Origin of the sequence: Aeromonas sp. 603607 (genome assembly GCF_049171595.1) — a bacterium.
In the GTDB taxonomy this organism is placed as follows: domain Bacteria; phylum Pseudomonadota; class Gammaproteobacteria; order Enterobacterales; family Aeromonadaceae; genus Aeromonas; species Aeromonas veronii.
The window spans coordinates 37,863-54,889 of the sequence record NZ_JAAKOV010000003.1 but is presented as its reverse complement, the minus strand read 5'-3'; the positions used below and the strand labels follow the sequence as shown (position 1 = coordinate 54,889).

General features: G+C 59.3%; 14 protein-coding genes. 7 read left to right on the top strand and 7 right to left on the bottom strand.

Annotation, left to right across the window (positions count from 1 at the left end; all coding sequences use genetic code 11):
* The first annotated feature begins 70 nt into the window (after window positions 1–70).
* The 6 genes from G5315_RS04605 (at window position 71) to yciA (ending at window position 8,836) form a co-directional block, all read left to right on the top strand.
* Window positions 71–823, top strand: coding sequence for a substrate-binding periplasmic protein (locus G5315_RS04605; RefSeq protein ID WP_279460761.1), 753 nt, complete (start codon window positions 71–73; stop codon window positions 821–823).
* Window positions 824–999: 176 nt separating this feature from the next.
* The gene (locus G5315_RS04600) at window positions 1,000–2,646 is read left to right on the top strand and encodes an NAD(P)-binding protein (RefSeq protein WP_279460759.1); all 1,647 of its coding nucleotides are present in this window, start codon (window positions 1,000–1,002) and stop codon (window positions 2,644–2,646) included.
* On the top strand, window positions 2,643–6,218 hold the full coding sequence (nifJ, locus tag G5315_RS04595) for a pyruvate:ferredoxin (flavodoxin) oxidoreductase (protein WP_279460757.1): 3,576 nt from the start codon (window positions 2,643–2,645) through the stop codon (window positions 6,216–6,218). Before G5315_RS04600 ends, nifJ begins: the two co-directional genes overlap by 4 nt.
* Window positions 6,219–6,427: 209 nt before the next feature.
* The gene (locus G5315_RS04590; RefSeq protein WP_279460755.1) at window positions 6,428–7,363 is read left to right on the top strand and encodes a DUF2971 domain-containing protein; all 936 of its coding nucleotides are present in this window, start codon (window positions 6,428–6,430) and stop codon (window positions 7,361–7,363) included.
* A gap of 160 nt (window positions 7,364–7,523) precedes the next feature.
* Window positions 7,524–8,372: an NAD-dependent epimerase/dehydratase family protein gene (locus tag G5315_RS04585; RefSeq protein WP_279460753.1), complete on the top strand. Its 849-nt coding sequence runs from the start codon at window positions 7,524–7,526 to the stop codon at window positions 8,370–8,372.
* A 59-nt stretch (window positions 8,373–8,431) separates the two neighbouring features.
* Window positions 8,432–8,836, top strand: a complete 405-nt coding sequence (yciA, locus tag G5315_RS04580; RefSeq protein ID WP_005337875.1) for an acyl-CoA thioester hydrolase YciA — start codon at window positions 8,432–8,434, stop codon at window positions 8,834–8,836.
* Here the strand turns inward: yciA and G5315_RS04575 are convergent, their stop codons facing one another.
* Entirely contained in the window at window positions 8,837–9,061 is a 225-nt protein-coding gene (locus G5315_RS04575; protein ID WP_279460751.1) for a hypothetical protein, read from the bottom strand. It lies immediately after the preceding gene.
* Between the two features lie 107 nt (window positions 9,062–9,168).
* Between G5315_RS04575 and G5315_RS04570 the strand changes: the two genes are divergently transcribed.
* Window positions 9,169–10,014 carry an endonuclease/exonuclease/phosphatase family protein gene (locus tag G5315_RS04570; RefSeq protein ID WP_005337873.1) on the top strand — a complete coding sequence of 282 codons (846 nt, stop codon included), beginning with the start codon at window positions 9,169–9,171 and terminating at the stop codon, window positions 10,012–10,014.
* Between the two features lie 106 nt (window positions 10,015–10,120).
* Here G5315_RS04570 and G5315_RS04565 read toward each other — a convergent pair whose 3' ends face one another.
* The 6 genes from G5315_RS04565 to G5315_RS04540 all read right to left on the bottom strand — a co-directional run bounded on the left by G5315_RS04565 (window position 10,121) and on the right by G5315_RS04540 (window position 16,971).
* A complete protein-coding gene (locus tag G5315_RS04565; RefSeq protein WP_279462281.1) occupies window positions 10,121–10,417 on the bottom strand; it encodes a GrxA family glutaredoxin in 297 nt (98 codons plus the stop codon).
* A gap of 94 nt (window positions 10,418–10,511) precedes the next feature.
* Window positions 10,512–11,951, bottom strand: a complete 1,440-nt coding sequence (gene dacB, locus G5315_RS04560) for a D-alanyl-D-alanine carboxypeptidase/D-alanyl-D-alanine endopeptidase (protein WP_139435857.1) — start codon at window positions 11,949–11,951, stop codon at window positions 10,512–10,514.
* Between the two features lie 120 nt (window positions 11,952–12,071).
* Window positions 12,072–13,832 carry a DEAD/DEAH box helicase gene (locus tag G5315_RS04555; protein WP_421332569.1) on the bottom strand — a complete coding sequence of 587 codons (1,761 nt, stop codon included), beginning with the start codon at window positions 13,830–13,832 and terminating at the stop codon, window positions 12,072–12,074.
* A 115-nt stretch (window positions 13,833–13,947) separates the two neighbouring features.
* Window positions 13,948–14,985 (bottom strand): HlyD family secretion protein, encoded by a 1,038-nt coding sequence (locus G5315_RS04550; RefSeq protein WP_042055557.1) that lies wholly within the window; start codon window positions 14,983–14,985, stop codon window positions 13,948–13,950.
* 3 nt (window positions 14,986–14,988) lie between these two features.
* Window positions 14,989–15,327, bottom strand: coding sequence for a DUF3302 domain-containing protein (locus tag G5315_RS04545; protein ID WP_005337862.1), 339 nt, complete (start codon window positions 15,325–15,327; stop codon window positions 14,989–14,991).
* Window positions 15,328–15,549: 222 nt separating this feature from the next.
* On the bottom strand, window positions 15,550–16,971 hold the full coding sequence (locus G5315_RS04540) for a carbon starvation protein A (RefSeq protein WP_005350521.1): 1,422 nt from the start codon (window positions 16,969–16,971) through the stop codon (window positions 15,550–15,552).
* Window positions 16,972–17,027: the final 56 nt, after the last annotated feature.

The window sequence follows — 17,027 nt, the reverse complement described above, 5'->3', positions numbered from 1 at the left end:
CCCCGGCGATCCGGCAATCCTTTCAAGGGGGCGGTCTATAGTTGGGAAAAGAGAACAAGAGGGCATCGGGATGAAAATAAGCTGGTTGCTGGCGGGGAGCCTTTTTTGCCACGGGCTCTGGGCGCAGGAGCTGACCCTGACCACGGGAGAGTATCCCCCTTACTGCTCCGAGACGCTGAAATATCAGGGGCTTATCCCCCATGTGGTGAGTGAGGCATTCAAGAGTGAAGGGGTGAGCGTCAAGTTTCAGTTTCTGCCCTGGAAGCGGGCCTTTCGCTTGTCGGAGGAGGGAGTGGTGGATGGCACAGTCCACTGGTATGAGTCGAGCGAGCGGCGCAAAACCCATCTCTACAGCGATCCCATCCTGAGCGAAACCTACGTCTGGTTCTATCTCAAGTCCGATCCGCTGGAATGGCGCAGCTATCAGGATCTGGCGGATCGCAAGCTGGCTGCGGTCAGTGGCTATACCTACAATGCAGATTTTTTTGCAGCCATCGCACAGGTTCCGCTGCAGGTGCAGTTCGTCACCCGGCTGCGCCAGAGCTTTGATCTGCTGCTCTCCGGCCGCGCCGACCTGACGCTGGAGAACATAGATGTCGGCTACTACTCCCTGCGTCAGTTCTACCCGGCCAGCACGGTCGATCTCTTTGCAACCCATTCAAAACCCGTGATGAAAGTTGAAGGTCACCTGTTGATCAGCCGCAAGCGTGCCAACGCTGACGAGCTGGTCAAAACCTTCAATCGGGGGCTCGCCAAACTGAAAGCCAGCGGTCAGCTGGAGAAGATGTTACTTGAGTCACGTTCTGGTCTCTATGAACCATAAAGTGCAACATTTTTTGATCCTGATTCGCTAATCAGTACAAAAAAGCGGCCATTATCGACTCAGTTCCCAGTTTCTAACGCTTTCGCTTCTTCCCCATCCGGCCACCGTCCGCTTCGGCTACACGGTATCAAGCGCCATCGGGTGGGGCCTGTCACACAAAAAGAAGAAAGCAATGTATGAGCAAACAACTGGACATGACCCCATTGCCGGATCTCTCCCTGAAAACGGGAACAGGCCCGGTGCGTACCCGGCTACCCGTCTGGCGGCCGGCCTTGCCACCCTGCAATCACGCCTGCCCGGCCGGAGAAAATATCCAGGCCTGGCTCTCTTTGGCGCAGGCCGGTCGTTTTGAGGCGGCCTGGCAGACCCTGATCGAAGAGAACCCCTTGCCCGCCATTCATGGCCGGGTCTGCTATCACCCCTGCGAGAGCGCCTGCAACCGCGGTCAGGTGGATGAATCTGTCTCTATCCACGCCATCGAGCGTTTTCTCGGCGACGAGGCGCTGGCCCGTGGTTGGCAGCCTGCGCCACCTGCCCCTGCCAGCGGCAAGAGGGTGCTGGTGATCGGCGCCGGCCCCTCCGGTCTCTCCTGTGCCTGGCACCTCAACCGGCTTGGCCATCAGGTGGAGATCCGCGAAGCGGGGCCACTGGCGGGCGGCATGCTGCGCTTTGGTATTCCCGCTTACCGTCTGCCTCGCGACGTGCTGGATCGGGAGGTTGCCCGCATCGTGGCGGCCGGGGTGACCCTGACCCTCAACCACAAGGTGGAGGATGTGCTGCGCGAGCGCGATGAGGGGGGCTTTGATGCCGTCTTTATGGCCATCGGCGCCCATTTGGCCAAGCGGGTCGATATTCCGGCCCGGGAAGCGGGCAAGATCCTCGATGCGGTGAGCTTCCTCGAACAGGCCAGTCTGGCCGAAGAGCAGGGCTTGCCGCCGCCCAAACTGGGACGACGGGTGGCCATCTACGGCGGCGGCAATACCGCCATGGATGCGGCCCGTACCGCCCGCCGTTTGGGCGTTGAAGAGGCAATGATCATCTATCGCCGCGACCGGGACCATATGCCGGCCCACGCCTTTGAAGCCGATGAGGCCGAGGAGGAGGGGATCAAGATCAACTGGCTGCGCAGCATCCGCCAGCTCGACAACACCAACATCGAGGTGGAGGTGATGGCGCTGGATGCCGAAGGCAAGCCGGTGCCCACCGGCAAGTTTGAAACCCTCGAAGCGGACTCCCTTATTCTGGCGCTCGGTCAGGAGGTCGACCTCTCGGTGCTGGAGAGCATTCCCGGTGTGCGGGTCAACAAGGAGGGGGTTGTACAGGTGGCGGGCAACCTGATGACGGATGTGCCGGGTCTGTTTGCTGGCGGCGACATGGTGCCCTCCGAGCGCACCGTCACCATCGCCACTGGCCATGGCAAGAAGGCGGCGCGCCATATGGATGCCTGGCTGCGCGGTCGCCACTATCAGAAGATGGTCTCTTACCCGCAGGTGGGGCCGGAGCAGTTGCAACTCTGGTTCCAGACCCACGCGCCCGCCAGCAGTCAGCCGGTCAAACCGGCGTGGGCGCGGGATGACTTTGGCGAGATCATAGGCGGGCTGGATGAGGTGGCCGCCCGCTACGAGGCGGCGCGCTGCTACTCCTGCGGCAACTGCTTCGAGTGCGACGGCTGCTACGGCAGTTGCCCCGAGCAGGCCATCGCCAAGCTGGGGCCGGGCAAGGGCTATCAGGTGGATGCCGAGCGCTGCACCGGCTGCGGTGCCTGTCACGACCAGTGCCCCTGTCACGCCATCGAGCTGCGCCAACCGGAGGAGTCCCAATGAAACATGAACTGATCATGGTCGACGGCAACGAAGCCGCGGCCCGGGTGGCGTACCAGCTGAGCGAAGTGTGTGCCATCTACCCCATTACCCCGAGCTCGACCATGGCCGAACTGGCCGATGCCTGGGCGGCGGAGGGGCAGACCAACCTGTGGGGCAACATCCCCACCGTAGTGGAGATGCAGAGCGAAGGGGGGGCGGCCGGCACGGTACACGGCGCCCTGCAGGCGGGGGCGCTCGCCACCACCTTCACCGCCAGTCAGGGGCTGATGCTGATGCTGCCCAACATGTACAAGATTGCCGGTGAGCTGACCTCGGCGGTGTTCCATGTGGCGGCCAGATCGCTCGCGGCGCAGGGGCTGTCGATTTTTGGCGACCATCAGGATGTGATGGCGGCGCGCAGTACCGGCTTTGCCATGCTCGCCTCCGGCTCGGTGCAGGAGGCGCAGGACTTGGCCTTGGTCGCTCACAGCGTCACCCTGCAGTGCCGGGTGCCCTTTATCCACTTCTTCGACGGCTTTCGTACCTCCCACGAGGTGAACAAGATCACCGCACTGCATCGGGATGAAATTCGCGCCCTTATCGACAACGACTGGGTGCGGGCTCACCGTGCGCGGGCGCTCAACCCGGATCATCCGGTGATGCGTGGCACCGCCCAGAACCCGGATACCTACTTCCAGTCCCGCGAGAGCGTCAACCCCTTCTACGAAGCGGTACCGGCGCGGGTGCAGCAGTGCATGGACAACCTCGGCGAGCTGACCGGCCGCCACTACCGGCTGGTGGAGTATCACGGCGCGCCCGATGCCACCGACGTCATCGTGCTGATGGGCTCGGGGGCGGCTACCGCCCGCACTACCGTGGATTGGCTCAACCAACAGGATCGCAAGACCGGGGTACTGGTCATTCGCCTCTATCGCCCCTTCCCGGTACAGGCGCTGCTCGATGCGTTGCCCGAGAGCGTGCGGCGCATGGCGGTGCTGGATCGCACCAAGGAGCCGGGGGCGGGCGGCGAGCCGCTGCTGCTGGATGTGCAGAGCGCGCTGATCGACGGCTTGCAGCGCGGCCTTATCAAGCGGCTGCCGTGGCTCAGTGGCGGTCGCTATGGCCTCTCTTCCAAAGAGTTCACCCCCGCCATGTGCGCGGCGGTATTCGAGGAGCTGGCATCCGATGCGCCGCGCCCGCGCTTTACCGTGGGGATTGTCGATGATGTGTCGGGCCTCAGTCTGGCATGGCACCCCATAGGCGATTTGGAGCCCGCCAGCCGGGTGCGGGCGCTCTTCTTCGGCCTTGGTGCCGACGGCACGGTGGGCGCCAACAAGAACAGCATCAAGATCATCGGCGAGCTGGAGGGCTTCCACGCCCAGGGCTACTTCGTCTACGACTCCAAGAAGTCGGGCTCGCGCACCGTCTCCCACCTGCGCTTTGGCCCCGAGCCCATCGATGCCCCCTGGCTTATCGAGCAGGCGAGCTTTATCGGCTGCCACCAGTGGGGCTTTGTCGAGTCGGTAGACCTGCTGGAGCATGCTGCCGAAGGGGCGACCCTGCTGCTCAATGCTCCCTATGAGCCTGACCGGGTCTGGGCCGAGCTGCCCGAGCGGCTGCGTGCCCGCATCCGCGCCCTCGATATCCGCCTCTACTGCATCGATGGGGATCGGGTGGCCGAGCGCAACGGCATGGGCAATCGCATCAACACCATCATGCAGACCTGCTTCTTCGCGCTGGCTGGTATCTTGCCGCGGGATGAGGCGATTGCGCTGATCAAGGAGAGCATCGAGAAGAGCTATGCCCGCAAGGGGCCCGAAGTGGTCGAGCGCAACTTCGCGGCGGTGGACGACACCCTGGCCCATCTCCATCAGGTGGCCATCCCGGCCGGTGAGGAGCAGATCAGCGACTATCCGCTGCCACTGGCACCGGGTGGCAGCGAGTTTGTCCAGCGGGTCACCGGCGAGATGCTGGCGGGGCGTGGCGATCTTATTCCGGTCTCCATGTTGCCAGTGGATGGCACTTACCCCACCGCCACCAGCCGCTTCGAGAAGCGGGATATCGCCCGCGAGATCCCGATCTGGCACTCCGATATCTGTATCCAGTGCGGCAACTGCGTCTTTGTCTGCCCCCACGCGGCGCTGCGGGCCAAGTTCTACCATCAGGACTGGCTGGCGACCGCCCCCGAGGCGGCGCAGTCGGTGCCCGTCACCGCCAAGGGTTTCCCCGACAGCCGCTACACCCTGCAGCTCTACCCGGAAGATTGCACCGGCTGCGGCCAGTGCGTGCAGGCCTGTCCGGTGCGGGCCGGGGCTGATGAGGAACACGAGGGCGAACGTGCCATCACCATGATGGACAAGGCCCCCCATCTGGCTGGTCAGAAACAGGCGCTGCGCTGGTTCGAGAGCCTGCCCTGGCCTGCCCGCGAGCGGGTGGATTTCTCCACGGTGCGCGGCACCCAGTTCCTCGAACCCCTGTTCGAGTTCTCTGGCGCCTGCGCCGGTTGTGGCGAGACCCCGTACCTCAAGCTGCTGACCCAGCTGTTTGGCGACCGCATGCTGGTGGCCAACGCCACCGGTTGCTCCTCCATCTACGGCGGCAACCTGCCGACCACGCCGTGGGCCAAGAACGGCGAAGGGAAGGGGCCGGCCTGGTCCAACTCCCTGTTTGAGGACAACGCCGAGTTTGGCTTTGGTTTTCGTCTCACCGCCGATCAGCATCACGGTCAGGCGGTGGCGGCCCTCGAAGCGATGAAGGGGGAGTTGGGTGAGGCATTGGTCGAGTCGCTTATCAACGCCCCGCAACGGCTGGAGTCGGAGATCCGCGCCCAGCGTACCCGGGTCGCGCAAGTGCGCGAGCGGCTGGAAGAGGTGAAATCCGGCAAGGCCCGCGAGCTGCTGTCGCTTATCGATCAGCTGGTGCGCCGTTCGGTCTGGATCATCGGCGGCGATGGCTGGGCCTATGACATCGGCTCATCGGGGCTCGACCATGTGCTCGCCTCCGGCCGCGACGTGAACGTGCTGGTGATGGATACTGAGGTCTACTCCAACACCGGCGGTCAGATGTCGAAATCGACCCCGCTCGGTGCCGTCGCCAAGTTTGCGGCGGGGGGCAAGACGCTGGCCAAGAAGGATGTAGCCTTGCAGGCCATCTCCTACGGCAATGTCTATGTTGCCCGTATCGCCTTTGGTGCCAACCCGCAGCAGGCGCTGCAGGCCTTGCGTGAGGCGGAGGCCTATCCGGGCCCGTCGCTTATCATCGCTTACAGCCACTGTATCGCCCACGGCATCGATATGGAGTTTGGCCTGACCCAGCAAAAACGGGCCGTGGCCTCCGGTCACTGGCCGTTGATGCGCTACAACCCGGTATTGCGCAGTGCGGGGCAGAACCCCTTCAGCCTCGACAGCCTGCGCCCCTCCATTCCCCTCGCTGAATATCGGCAGGAGGAGACCCGTTATCGGGTGCTGGCCCAGAGCCATCCACAGGAGGCCGAGCGGCTGATGCAGGTGGCGCAACAAGTGGCGTGGCAGAAGTGGGCCACTTACGAGGAGATGGCCACCCGCGAAGCCAGCCATTTCCATCCGCCGGTGTGAGGATGGAGTGAGTGAAATATAACCAAGCGGGCCATTGGCCCGCTTTTTTAGATTAAATAGAAAACAGGAAACCTATATATCCCAGAGTAGGGCTGGCAATTATGACTGTTAATAATTGAAAGCAAACAAAATTTGAATTAATGTACTGGTATGATTGATAAGGCTGCAAATAACATAATTTTTTATCTATTTAGGTCATAGGGGAGAGTATGGATTGGTTTGAAGAATATAAGAAGTTGGTGTTTTCCAATACAACATCTGTAGAGCAAATTAAAAAAGCTATTTCTCTTAAGTATGAACACATACCTAAGATTCTTTATAAATATCGCTCGGTAAATGATAACTCTATAAAAAATTTATTGGATGACACAATATGGTTATCAGACCCGAAAAATTTTAATGACCCTTATGATTGCTCATTTCATTATGATATAGAGCTGGATCCTGATAATAGGGAGTCAGTTTTATCAATGGCTCAAGAGAATGGATTAATAGAGCAGTTAACTGAAGAACAAGTTCAGTCAATTGCAGAAAGTCCTCATCCAATGGTAAAGCTACTTGAGCTTAGTTATCCAGAAAGACCTGATTATGGTCGTACTTGTGGAGAAGCTATACGTACTGTAATGAAAGATAGAGCAAAAAACCTTGTGAGAGAAACATCTGAAGGTTTTAAGCAAATGTTCAAGATTTGTTGTTTTTCTGAAAATCCAAAATCAATATTAATGTGGTCGCATTATGCCAGTTATCATACTGGTTTTTGTATAGGTTATGATTTTTACGAATTAGGAAATGAAGATCTAAGAGCAAGGTCAATCTACCCTGTTATTTATTCAGATGAAATGTTTGATGCCAGTAACGTTTTTGGTAAAAATAAAACCACTAATAATATTCTTTATCTTAATCAAGTTGCCCTGATGAAAAGTACAGAGTGGGCTTATGAAAAAGAATGGAGGCTTGTGTTTGGGAATATGATTTTCCCAAAAGAAATGCCTTATAGTATGCCAAAGCCAAAACATGTTATTTTAGGTGCGAGAATTTCCTCTGCTCATGAAGATGAAATTAGGAAGGTATGTGAGGCTAAGAATATAGATGTTTTGAAAATGACAATGTCACACAACCGGTTTTCTTTAAAGATTAACAAATGATCGTATAGGTCAGATATAGTATTTTAATTACTGATATTGTTAGCGAATGGGAAGCATGTACCACCACATTGTCGGCATTTATATATCTGCAAGCCAAGGCTTCCTTTTCCTACCAAGGCAGGTAAGCTGCGGGGCAAATAGCGTCAAGCAGGAGAGGACGATGACAGAACAAGATATCGCCGGGACGATCGGCATTCTGGGTGCGGGGTGGCTGGGGCTACCGCTGGCGCGGGCCCTGCTGGCGGCAGGCAAGCAGGTAGCGGTGACGGTCAGCAGTGCCGAGAAGGCGGCCCGTCTGCAGGGGGAGGGGATCAACGCCCATCCGCTGACCATCTCTGCCAACATGGGCTCTGCCGAGATGCCCATCGCTGATCAACAAGCGCTGTGGCCCATCCCCTGCGAATCGCTGGTTATCTGCGTACCGCCCAGCAAGACCGATGACTATCCGCAGGCGGTGGCAAAGGCCTGCGCGTTGGCCAAAGCGCACGGCACCCGGCGGGTACTGTTTGTCAGCGCCACCTCGGTATGGGGGGCGGGTCAAGAAGAGGGTGAGCAGCCCAAACCGCGCCATGCCCGTGGCGAGCGGATGCTGGCGGCGGAGCAGGCGGTGCTGGCGGCCGGTTTCGAGACGGTGATGATAGTGCGCCCCTCCGGCCTTTATGGCCCGGATCGCCATCCCGGTCGCTTCCTCGCGGGCAAGACCCTGGATGGTGGCGCCCAGTCGGTCAATCTGGTCCATCTGGACGATGTGGTGGCGGCTTGCATGCTGCTGCTGGAGCGGGGCAAGGACGGGGATGTTTTCAACCTGAGCGCGCCTGTGCATCCGCGCCGCGAGCAGTTTTACCCCTTTGCGGCGCGCCAGCAGGGGTTGCCTGTGCCGGTCTTTATCGAGCCTGCCGGTGAATTTCAGCCCATCGACGGCCAGCTGATTTGCCAGCAGATGGGATTCAACTATCGCTGGCCCGATCCGGCCCACTGGTTTGCCGAGCTCGCCGCCTCGGGCAATTGAGGTTTGCCAAGGGGGTGATCGCCCCCTATCATGCCGCCATCCATGAGAGAGAGGCGGTAATGATGGTAGATACAAAACGTCACCCCGATGGGGAGTTGTTGCTGAGAACCCTGGCAATGCCAGCCGATACCAACCCCAATGGCGACATCTTTGGTGGCTGGATCATGTCCCAGATGGATATAGGTGGGGGCATTATGGCCAAGGAGCTGGCAAAAGGACGTATTTGTACCGTATCCGTCGAAGGCATGACCTTTCACAGTCCGGTCAAGGTGGGCGATGTGGTCTGCTGCTACGGCCGCTGCATGAAGATCGGCCGCAGCTCCATGAAGCTCAAGCTGGAGGTGTGGGTCAAGCCGGTACTGCGGGAAAACGATGCCCAGCGTTACTGTGTGACCGAGGGGATCTTCACCTATGTCGCCATCGACGAACAGGGCAAATCCCGCCCGGTTCCGGTGAGTGCCTGATTAAATCAGCCGGGCATTGATGATGGATATTTCCTGCTCAAGCCCGGTTTTTTGCCGTATCATGCGTTCCAGCATCTCTTCCGAGCCCACATATTGCAGGGTGTCGAACAGGCAGAGATCGCATTGAGGGTCCCGTCTTATCTGATAGGCGGTGGACAGCTCCACTTGATGACAATTTCCTTGTTGATCATAAAACGTCACGTTGTACCGAAGTTCTTTCGCCATGAGACAAGGTCCTTCTGGTTGGGTGGAACAGGGACTATCAGCTTAGTCGGCGTGAATGACGTTTGTGATGGTCGCAACAAAAAGCAAAGGCGGGCGGTTGTTAGCCAATGAAAAATAGTTATCGCATTCTTGGCACCTCCCTGCTGACCCTGGGGTTGGTAGGCTGTTTTGAGGTGCCGGATCAGAACCATCTGGTCACAGCTCAAGGGATTGTGCCGGGACTCGACTGCCAGCGTCCGCCGCTGGTAGCGTTGGCGACCACGGCGCTGCCCCGTGAATTCGGGGTGACGGTGTGGAATCTCTACAAGGGCCAGCGCAAAAACTGGCGTGAAGGGATGGACAGTTATGCCAAGGGGCAGGATCTGGTGCTGCTGCAAGAGTCGGCCACCCGTCCCGATATGCTCGACTGGCTGCGCGCTGGTGATTTCCAGTGGCAACAGCTGCAAGCCTTCACCCAGGGCGGCGTGTCGTTCGGGGTGATGACGGTGGCCAAGACCCCGCAGGCGTTCGTCTGTGGCGTGCGCTCTCCCGAGCCCTTGCTGCGCATCCCCAAATCCGGGCTGGTGAGCCTCTATCCGCTGCAGGGCGATCCTGATGGCGTGATGGTCATCAATATCCATGCGGTCAACTTCGAACTGGGGATGGCCACCTTCCGCGAGCAGCTCAACGATCTGACTGCCTTGGTGCGCCGCCATCAGGGGCCGGTGATCCTGGCCGGTGATTTCAATACCTGGAGCGACAAGCGCCAGTTCTGGCTGAACAAACTGGTGGACGAGCTGGGTCTGCAAGAGGCCGTGCCGGTGCCTGACCTGCGCCGCACCGCCTTCGGTCGCCCGCTGGATCACCTCTACTACCGCAATCTGGATTTGGTTGAGGTGAGTTCACCGGCGACCGACAGTTCGGATCACAACCCCATCATTGCGCGCTTTGCCGCCCAGTCTGTGACTCCCTGATCGGGGATGATGTGTGCGTGTTGCCCATAAAAAAATCCGGCGCCTGATGGCGCCGGATTTTTTTATACGCTCTGGCGGTCAACCCGCTCGGGATGACCCGCAGGCATTACTGGTAGAGACCCAGATTCGCTTTGGCGTAGGCTTCGAAATCGGTGCAGCCACCGATGTGCTGCTCGTCCAGGAAGATCTGCGGCACGGTATTGACCGGCTTGCCGGCGCTCTTGGCCAGATCTTCTTTGGTGATGCCTTCGGCATGGATATCCACGTAGCGGAATTTGAAGTCATCGCGCTGTTCGGTCAGCTGCTCGGCGATCTGTACGGCACGGACACAGTAGGGGCAACCCGGGCGACCAAAAATCACTGCAAACATCTTTTCTCTCCGTTTTTTAAGCCGTTTATGTATGGCCGTTGATATGAGGCAGGCAACAGCATAGCCCTGCCTCGTGGCGACTTGAAGCCGAAATTATCGATACCCTGATTCGAGTGGGCCTATTGGCTCAGCTCTCATCGGCGATCTGGATCGGCTGCTGCTGATAGATGCTCTCCAGCACCCCCTTCTCGAATACGGTCCAGGGCCACGGCGCCTTGCTGGCACGATAGCGCTCATGGGTGGCCGGATCTTGCGACAGGCCGCGCTGGAACATCACGAACGCCTTGCGCTGGCCGCCTGCCGTGTCGATGAAGCCCACCAGATTGGAGGTGCCGGTGATGGTCCCTGTCTTGGCATGGACCTTGTTCTTCATCATGGGGGCGGTGACGCTGCGGCGCCACGCCAGGGTGCCATCCACCTGCGAGCTTGGTAGCAGCTTGATCAGGCCAAGTTCGGCATCATTTTTCTGGATGAAGTTCAGCACCGACATCATCTGACGGGCGCTGATGAGATTGTGAGCGGAGAGACCGGAGCCGTCAGCCAGAGTGGCATTGCCCAGATCGATCCCGTTCTTGGTCAGGATGGCGCGTACCGCCATGGTGCCGCTGCGATAGCTGCCCGGCTTGTTGTAGTAGTGACGGCCCACGGTTTTGAGGAAGGTATCGGCATAGAGGTTGTCCGATTTCTTCAGCATCTTGGCGAGCATCACCGGCAGGGAGACCGAGTAGTGGGTGCCCAGCGTCTCTGCCCCTTCAGGGGCCTTGTGGGTGACCCGCAGCAGGCCATCATGCTTGATACCGGCACGGTTCATCGCCCAGCGGATGTTGTCCCAACCCCAGGCTTCCACATCGTGAATGGCGAAACGCAGACCCTGCGGCTCCTTGTTCGGGGTGATGCAGCCCTTGAGCTCGTAGAAGTTGCCCTTGGCCATGTCCACTTCCAGTGCGCAGAACTGGCGCGCCATGTCGCCATAGCTCATCACCTCCACGTTGTCGGCACCGATGCCGATGGGCACGCCGGTAGCCACATTGCCCACCGCCGGTTTGCCAATCTGGGTGGCAGTGATGGTGCCGTAGGCGCAGTTCTTGTCGATGATGACCGAGGAGACAGGAGCGGCGAAGCAGAGGGTCTGATCCCCCCACGACCAGCCGTTGCCGCGCTCGTAGCCGTTGTAGGCGCCGGTGTTGACGTAGACGTTGCCCTTGATCTGGTTGACGCCAAGCTGCTTGAACAGGGCCAGCAGATCCATGCGGGAGAGGGTGGGGTCGCCGACGAAGTTGATCCAGATATCGCCGTTGATGGTGTCACCCTGTTTGGCACCGGGCTGGGCCTGAATGTCGGTGGCGAAGCGGAAATCGGCACCCAGCTCGAGGCGGGCCGCCAGCGCGGTGAGCACCTTCATGGTGGAGGCGGGGGCGATCATCTGATCGGCGTGGCGGGCAAACTCGACGCCGTTATTACCCTGCACCATGATGGCGTACTGGCCACCCTGAGGGGGCGTCAGCGGGGCGGCATGAGCCGCCAGAGAAGAAAAGAGAGCACAAAAACCAATCAACAGCCGCTGCATAACATCCTCTAACGTGACGAAGGGCCCGGCAGTGGTGCCGACCCTGATAATTCAACCCGCCGATGCGGGATCGACGGGGGTAATGCAATTCATGCCATGTATGCCGGTCGCCACTGGCCATCACGCCAGCGAGTTGGCGGTACGATAGCGACCCTCATAATCAAAAATTTTCTCTTTTATCTGCCAGAAGCGACCCGATTTGCGGGCGATGACAAAATCGGGATGGCGAAACTGGCTTTCTGCCGCCAGCACGCTCGCCAGGGTGGCAAATTCGGGCTCCAGCCCCGGGGCGGGCCAATGATGACGCACAAAGTGCTGTTGAAACAAGCGCCGTGCGCCCGGGGAGTGAAATCCGAAGTATTCACTGAGGGTCAATCCATCCTCATCGTGGTAGGTCACCTCCAGCCGCTCCCCCTGTTTGCCGCGCCCTGCGGTGAGGGTTAGCCCCGCACAGCGGATCACCATGCAATCCTTGAGATTGAGCGCCTCTTTGAGCTTGTCGTCAGGGTCCACCAGCAGCTGATCGCAGCTCTGGCAGCGGCGGGTGGCGATGTCGTTCTCCGCACCGCAGCCGGGGCAGATCTTGGCGCGAAAGCGGTAGTCACACTCTTCGCGGTTGCCCTCTTCATCTTCAAACAGCCCCTGACAGCGGCGGCCGTAGTGCTCGATCACCTTGCCATCCTCGTCGGTCTTGCCCCAGAAGGTGTTGGCAAAACCGCAGGCGGGGCAGGGCACCTGTACCGGCTCGGTACCGGCGTGGGGGCGGGGCTCCCCCACCTCGGGGGCGAACAGGTTGAAATTGTTGCCCGCATAGTCGAGCACCAGACAATCGGTCTTGCCCGGCGAGAGGCGCAGGCCCCGCCCGACGATCTGCTGATAGAGGGAGACCGACTCGGTAGGTCTGAGCATCACGATAAGATCGACATGGGGGGCGTCGAAGCCGGTGGTGAGCACCGCCACGTTGACCAGAAACTTGAGCTCGCGCGCCTTGAAGGCGTTGATAAGGGCATCGCGCTCCGGCCCCGGCGTTTCGCCGGTGATAAGGGCTGCCTGCTGGCCTCGGGCGCCAAGCAGGCCGTGAATTTCACGGGCGTGTTCGACGGTGGCGGCGAAGATCATCACCCCCTGCCGGTCGGCGGCATACTCCAGCACCTGGCTCAGGATATGGGGGGTAACCCGCTGCTGGCGCTTGAGCTCGCCGTTGAGATCCGCCTCGCTAAAGAGGCCGTTCTCCCTCGCCACCAGCTTGCTGAAGTCGTAGTGGACGATGGGGGCATCCACCATGCGCGGCGGCGTCAGGTAGCCGTTTTTGACCATAAAACGCAAGGGCAGCTCGAACACGCAGTCGCCAAACAGCCGTTCGCCGTGGCTCTTGACCATGCCGTGATAGTGGCGCCGGTAGATCCAGCCCAGCCCGAGCCGATAGGGAGTGGCGGTGAGACCGAGGATCTTGAGGGCCGGATTGGCGGCCTTGAGGTGGTCGATCACCTGATGGTACTGGCTGTCATCATCGAGCGAGACCCGATGGCACTCGTCGATGATGAGCAGCGAGAAGGCGCTGTCGAAGGCATCCAGATTGCGGGCGACCGACTGCACCGAGCCGAACACCACCTGGGCGCTCGCCTCCTTGCGATCCAGGCCGGCTGCGAAGATATCGGCCTTGAGCCCCCACGCCTCGTACTTGGCATGGTTCTGCTCCACCAGCTCCTTGACGTGGGCCAGCACCAGCACCCGGCCGCGCGCTTTGCGGGCCAGCTCGGCGATCACCAGACTCTTGCCGGCACCGGTGGGCAGCACTACCACGGCGGGATCCGGGTGTTTGCGAAAGTGGCTGATCACGGCGTTGACGGCGTCGGTCTGATAGGGTCTGAGAACGAACATGCAGGCTTGGGTGTGTCGATGTGGGGTGGTGCAGGATGGCGCCATTATAGGGTGCTTGCCGTCACAAAAACAGCGGGCCGGCATGATGCCGGCCCGCAGGGTGCTTGGGTGCTGATCAATGGAACGGGAAGATGTAGTTCATCCAGCTTGCCATGCGCAGCAGTACTTTGCGCATCACAGATACATGGTGGAAGTAGTGGGTATAGATGGCAGCCTGCCCGCTGGAGCCTGCAATTACCTGATACTTGGCCCACTCGGGGTCGGTGATGGAGATAACCACCGGCAGACGACCCGGGCGCACCGCAGTGGTTTGATCCAGCAGACCGGCGTTGGCCTGCACGTTACCGGCGGCAATGGCCGGAACCACGGCGGTTACCTTGCCTTTGAAGATCTTGCCGGGTACGCCATCGATCACCACTTCGGCCTCATCGCCCACCGCCAGTCGCTGCATGCTGTTCTGCCAGAACCAGCCGACGTAGGCGGTGTCATCCTTGTGGATGAAGGTCATCACCGGACGATACATGAAGGGGGTGGCGATCATGCCGGGGCGCAGGGCCAGCTGTACCACATGACCATCGCTCGGGGCATAGACAACGGTTTGGGACTGCTGGTACTTGGCTTCCATCAGCTGGGCTTGCAGATCGTTCAGGGTGGCTTTCTGCTGGTCAATCTGGGCCACGATGTCATCCACGTTGGCCTGGGTGACGTCGAGGTCGCGCTGTTTGCCTACGCCACGACGCATCAGGTCGCTGGCGCGATCCCGATCCAGCCTGGCGGAGCGCAGTCTTGCCTCAATGGACTTGAGGTGCTCGCGGTTGGATTCGACCCGTGCGGTGAGGCTCTCCACTTTCAGGCGGAACGGCTCGTCATCGAGGCGAAACAGCACGTCACCTTTTTTCACCGGCTGATTGGCTTGCACCGGCACCTCGACTACCCGGCCCTTGACCAGCGGCACTATGGGGGTAGAGACGTAGTAGTTGCGCGCCATCTCGGAGTAGGGGTGGTTGTAGTTCATCAGCATGATGAGGGTGCCGATGAGCAGCACGCCGCCCAGTGCTGCGGTGGGGACGGTCCACTTGTTGAGCGGGATGCGGAAGATTTTGAATATGGCGACACACAGCGCCGTGTAGGTCAGGATCAGTAGCAGGTCCATGGTTTATCCCTGTTGCTCGCTCTGTTCGATAGTGTTGATACGGCTCTTCAGGTCCGCCAACTCCTGCTTGAGGGCCGCCAGCTCCTCTTCATCTTTTTGCAGCCGCTGGCTAAAGCCCCAGCCGCGATCGGGGCGATAGATGGTTGCCCAGATCCAGAGGAAGGGCCACAGCACATGCAGGGTAAACAGGCTGACCCAACCTGCCACGTGAATGGCATCCTGATGAGGGTGATTCCGATGTTTGGCAATCTCGTAAGGAATATCGTGGATAACGATGACTCCATAAAAAATGACCAGCCCGACAAAGACGAGCAGACCAAGTGCAAAATAATCAAGGGCCATTTATAACCTCCACTGGCATGACGCACAGTTTAATCATGGGTTCCAACAAGCACTAAAGCAATTAAGAATCACACATTTATCGTCAGTTCGCCCGGAATCTTAAAGCTATTCGCTGTATTGAAGCTGAAGCCGTTCAACAGTTACTTTATTAGTCTTTTTGTCATTAAAAAAGGCGCCATCAGGCGCCTTTTTGTGCTGCTTTCGCTGCATTTTTTGCTGTTTTTACCCTTCGCTGGTACTGCTGACCAGCGGCTGGCGGAACTTCATCAGGAAGGCCACGGTAATGGCCGCCGTTGCCGTCAGGCCGATGATGGTGGAGGTCCCCATCTCCAGCCCGAATCCGATGGGGGCGTTGGCCAGATAGGTGATCACCACAGCAGTCATGAACATGGCGGGAATGGTGCAGATCCAGTGCAGCTTGCCCTCTTTGATGAGGTAGGCAGCCGCAGCCCACAGCATGATGACGGCAGTGGTCTGGTTGGCCCAGCCGAAGTAGCGCCAGATCACCCCGAATTCAGCCTTGGAGATGATGAAGCCAAGGATAAACATGGGGATGGCGATCAGCAGACGCTTGGCCAGCGGTTTCTGGGTCATCTTCAGGAAGTCCGCCACGATCAGGCGAGCACTGCGAAACGCTGTGTCACCGGAGGTGATGGGCAGGATCACCACGCCGAGGATGGCCAGAATACCGCCGACTGTGCCGAGCAGGCTGGTGGATACTTCGTGTACCACGGCCGCCGGGCCGCCGTTGGCCATAGTAGCGTTGAGCGCTTCGGTGCTGTCGTAGAAGGAGAGACCCAGGGTGCACCAGATAAGGGCGATGATCCCTTCACCGATCATTGCGCCGTAGAAGATGAAGCGGCCGGATTTTTCGTTCTGCATGCAGCGCGCCATCAGCGGTGACTGGGTGGCGTGGAAGCCTGATACCGCGCCACAGGCGATGGTGATGAAGAGCAGCGGCCAGAGCGGCAGTTCGGTCGGGTGCAGGTTGGAGAAGTCCATCCCGGTGTTGTAGAAGCCTTTGCCGGAGGCGATCAGGCCAACGATGAGGCCGACCGACATGAAGACCAGCAGGGCGCCGAAGATGGGGTAGAAGCGGCCGATGATCTTGTCGATGGGGACTATGGTCGCGAGGATGTAGTAGGCAAAGATTGCCACAATCCAGTAGACCAGATCGGTGGAGGTGAGGTTGGCGAGCAGCCCTGCCGGGCTCAGCACGAATACCACGCCCACCAGCATCAGCAGCACCACGGCAAACAGGTTCATGAAGTGCTTGGCGGCGGTGCCCAGATGCTCACCGACCACGGTTGGCACCGAGGCCCCCTTGGCGCGCACCGACAGCATGCCGGAGAAGTAGTCATGTACCGCACCGGCGAAGATGCAGCCAAAGACGATCCACAGCATGGCGACCGGGCCGTAGAGGGCACCCAGGATGGGGCCGAAGATGGGGCCGACACCTGCGATGTTGAGCAGTTGAACCAGATAGACTTTCTTGTCCGACATGGGGACATAGTCCACCCCGTCAGCCATGGTGATGGCGGGGGTTTTCAGCTCGGGTTTCGGGCTGAATATCCGTTCGATGAATTTGCCGTATATGAAGTAGCCGGCCACAAGTAAGCCGACACAGAGGAAGAACCAGATCATTGCTACGCTCCTGCATTGTTATTTTTTAGTGTGCAGAGCGAGTCTAAAACGGTTGC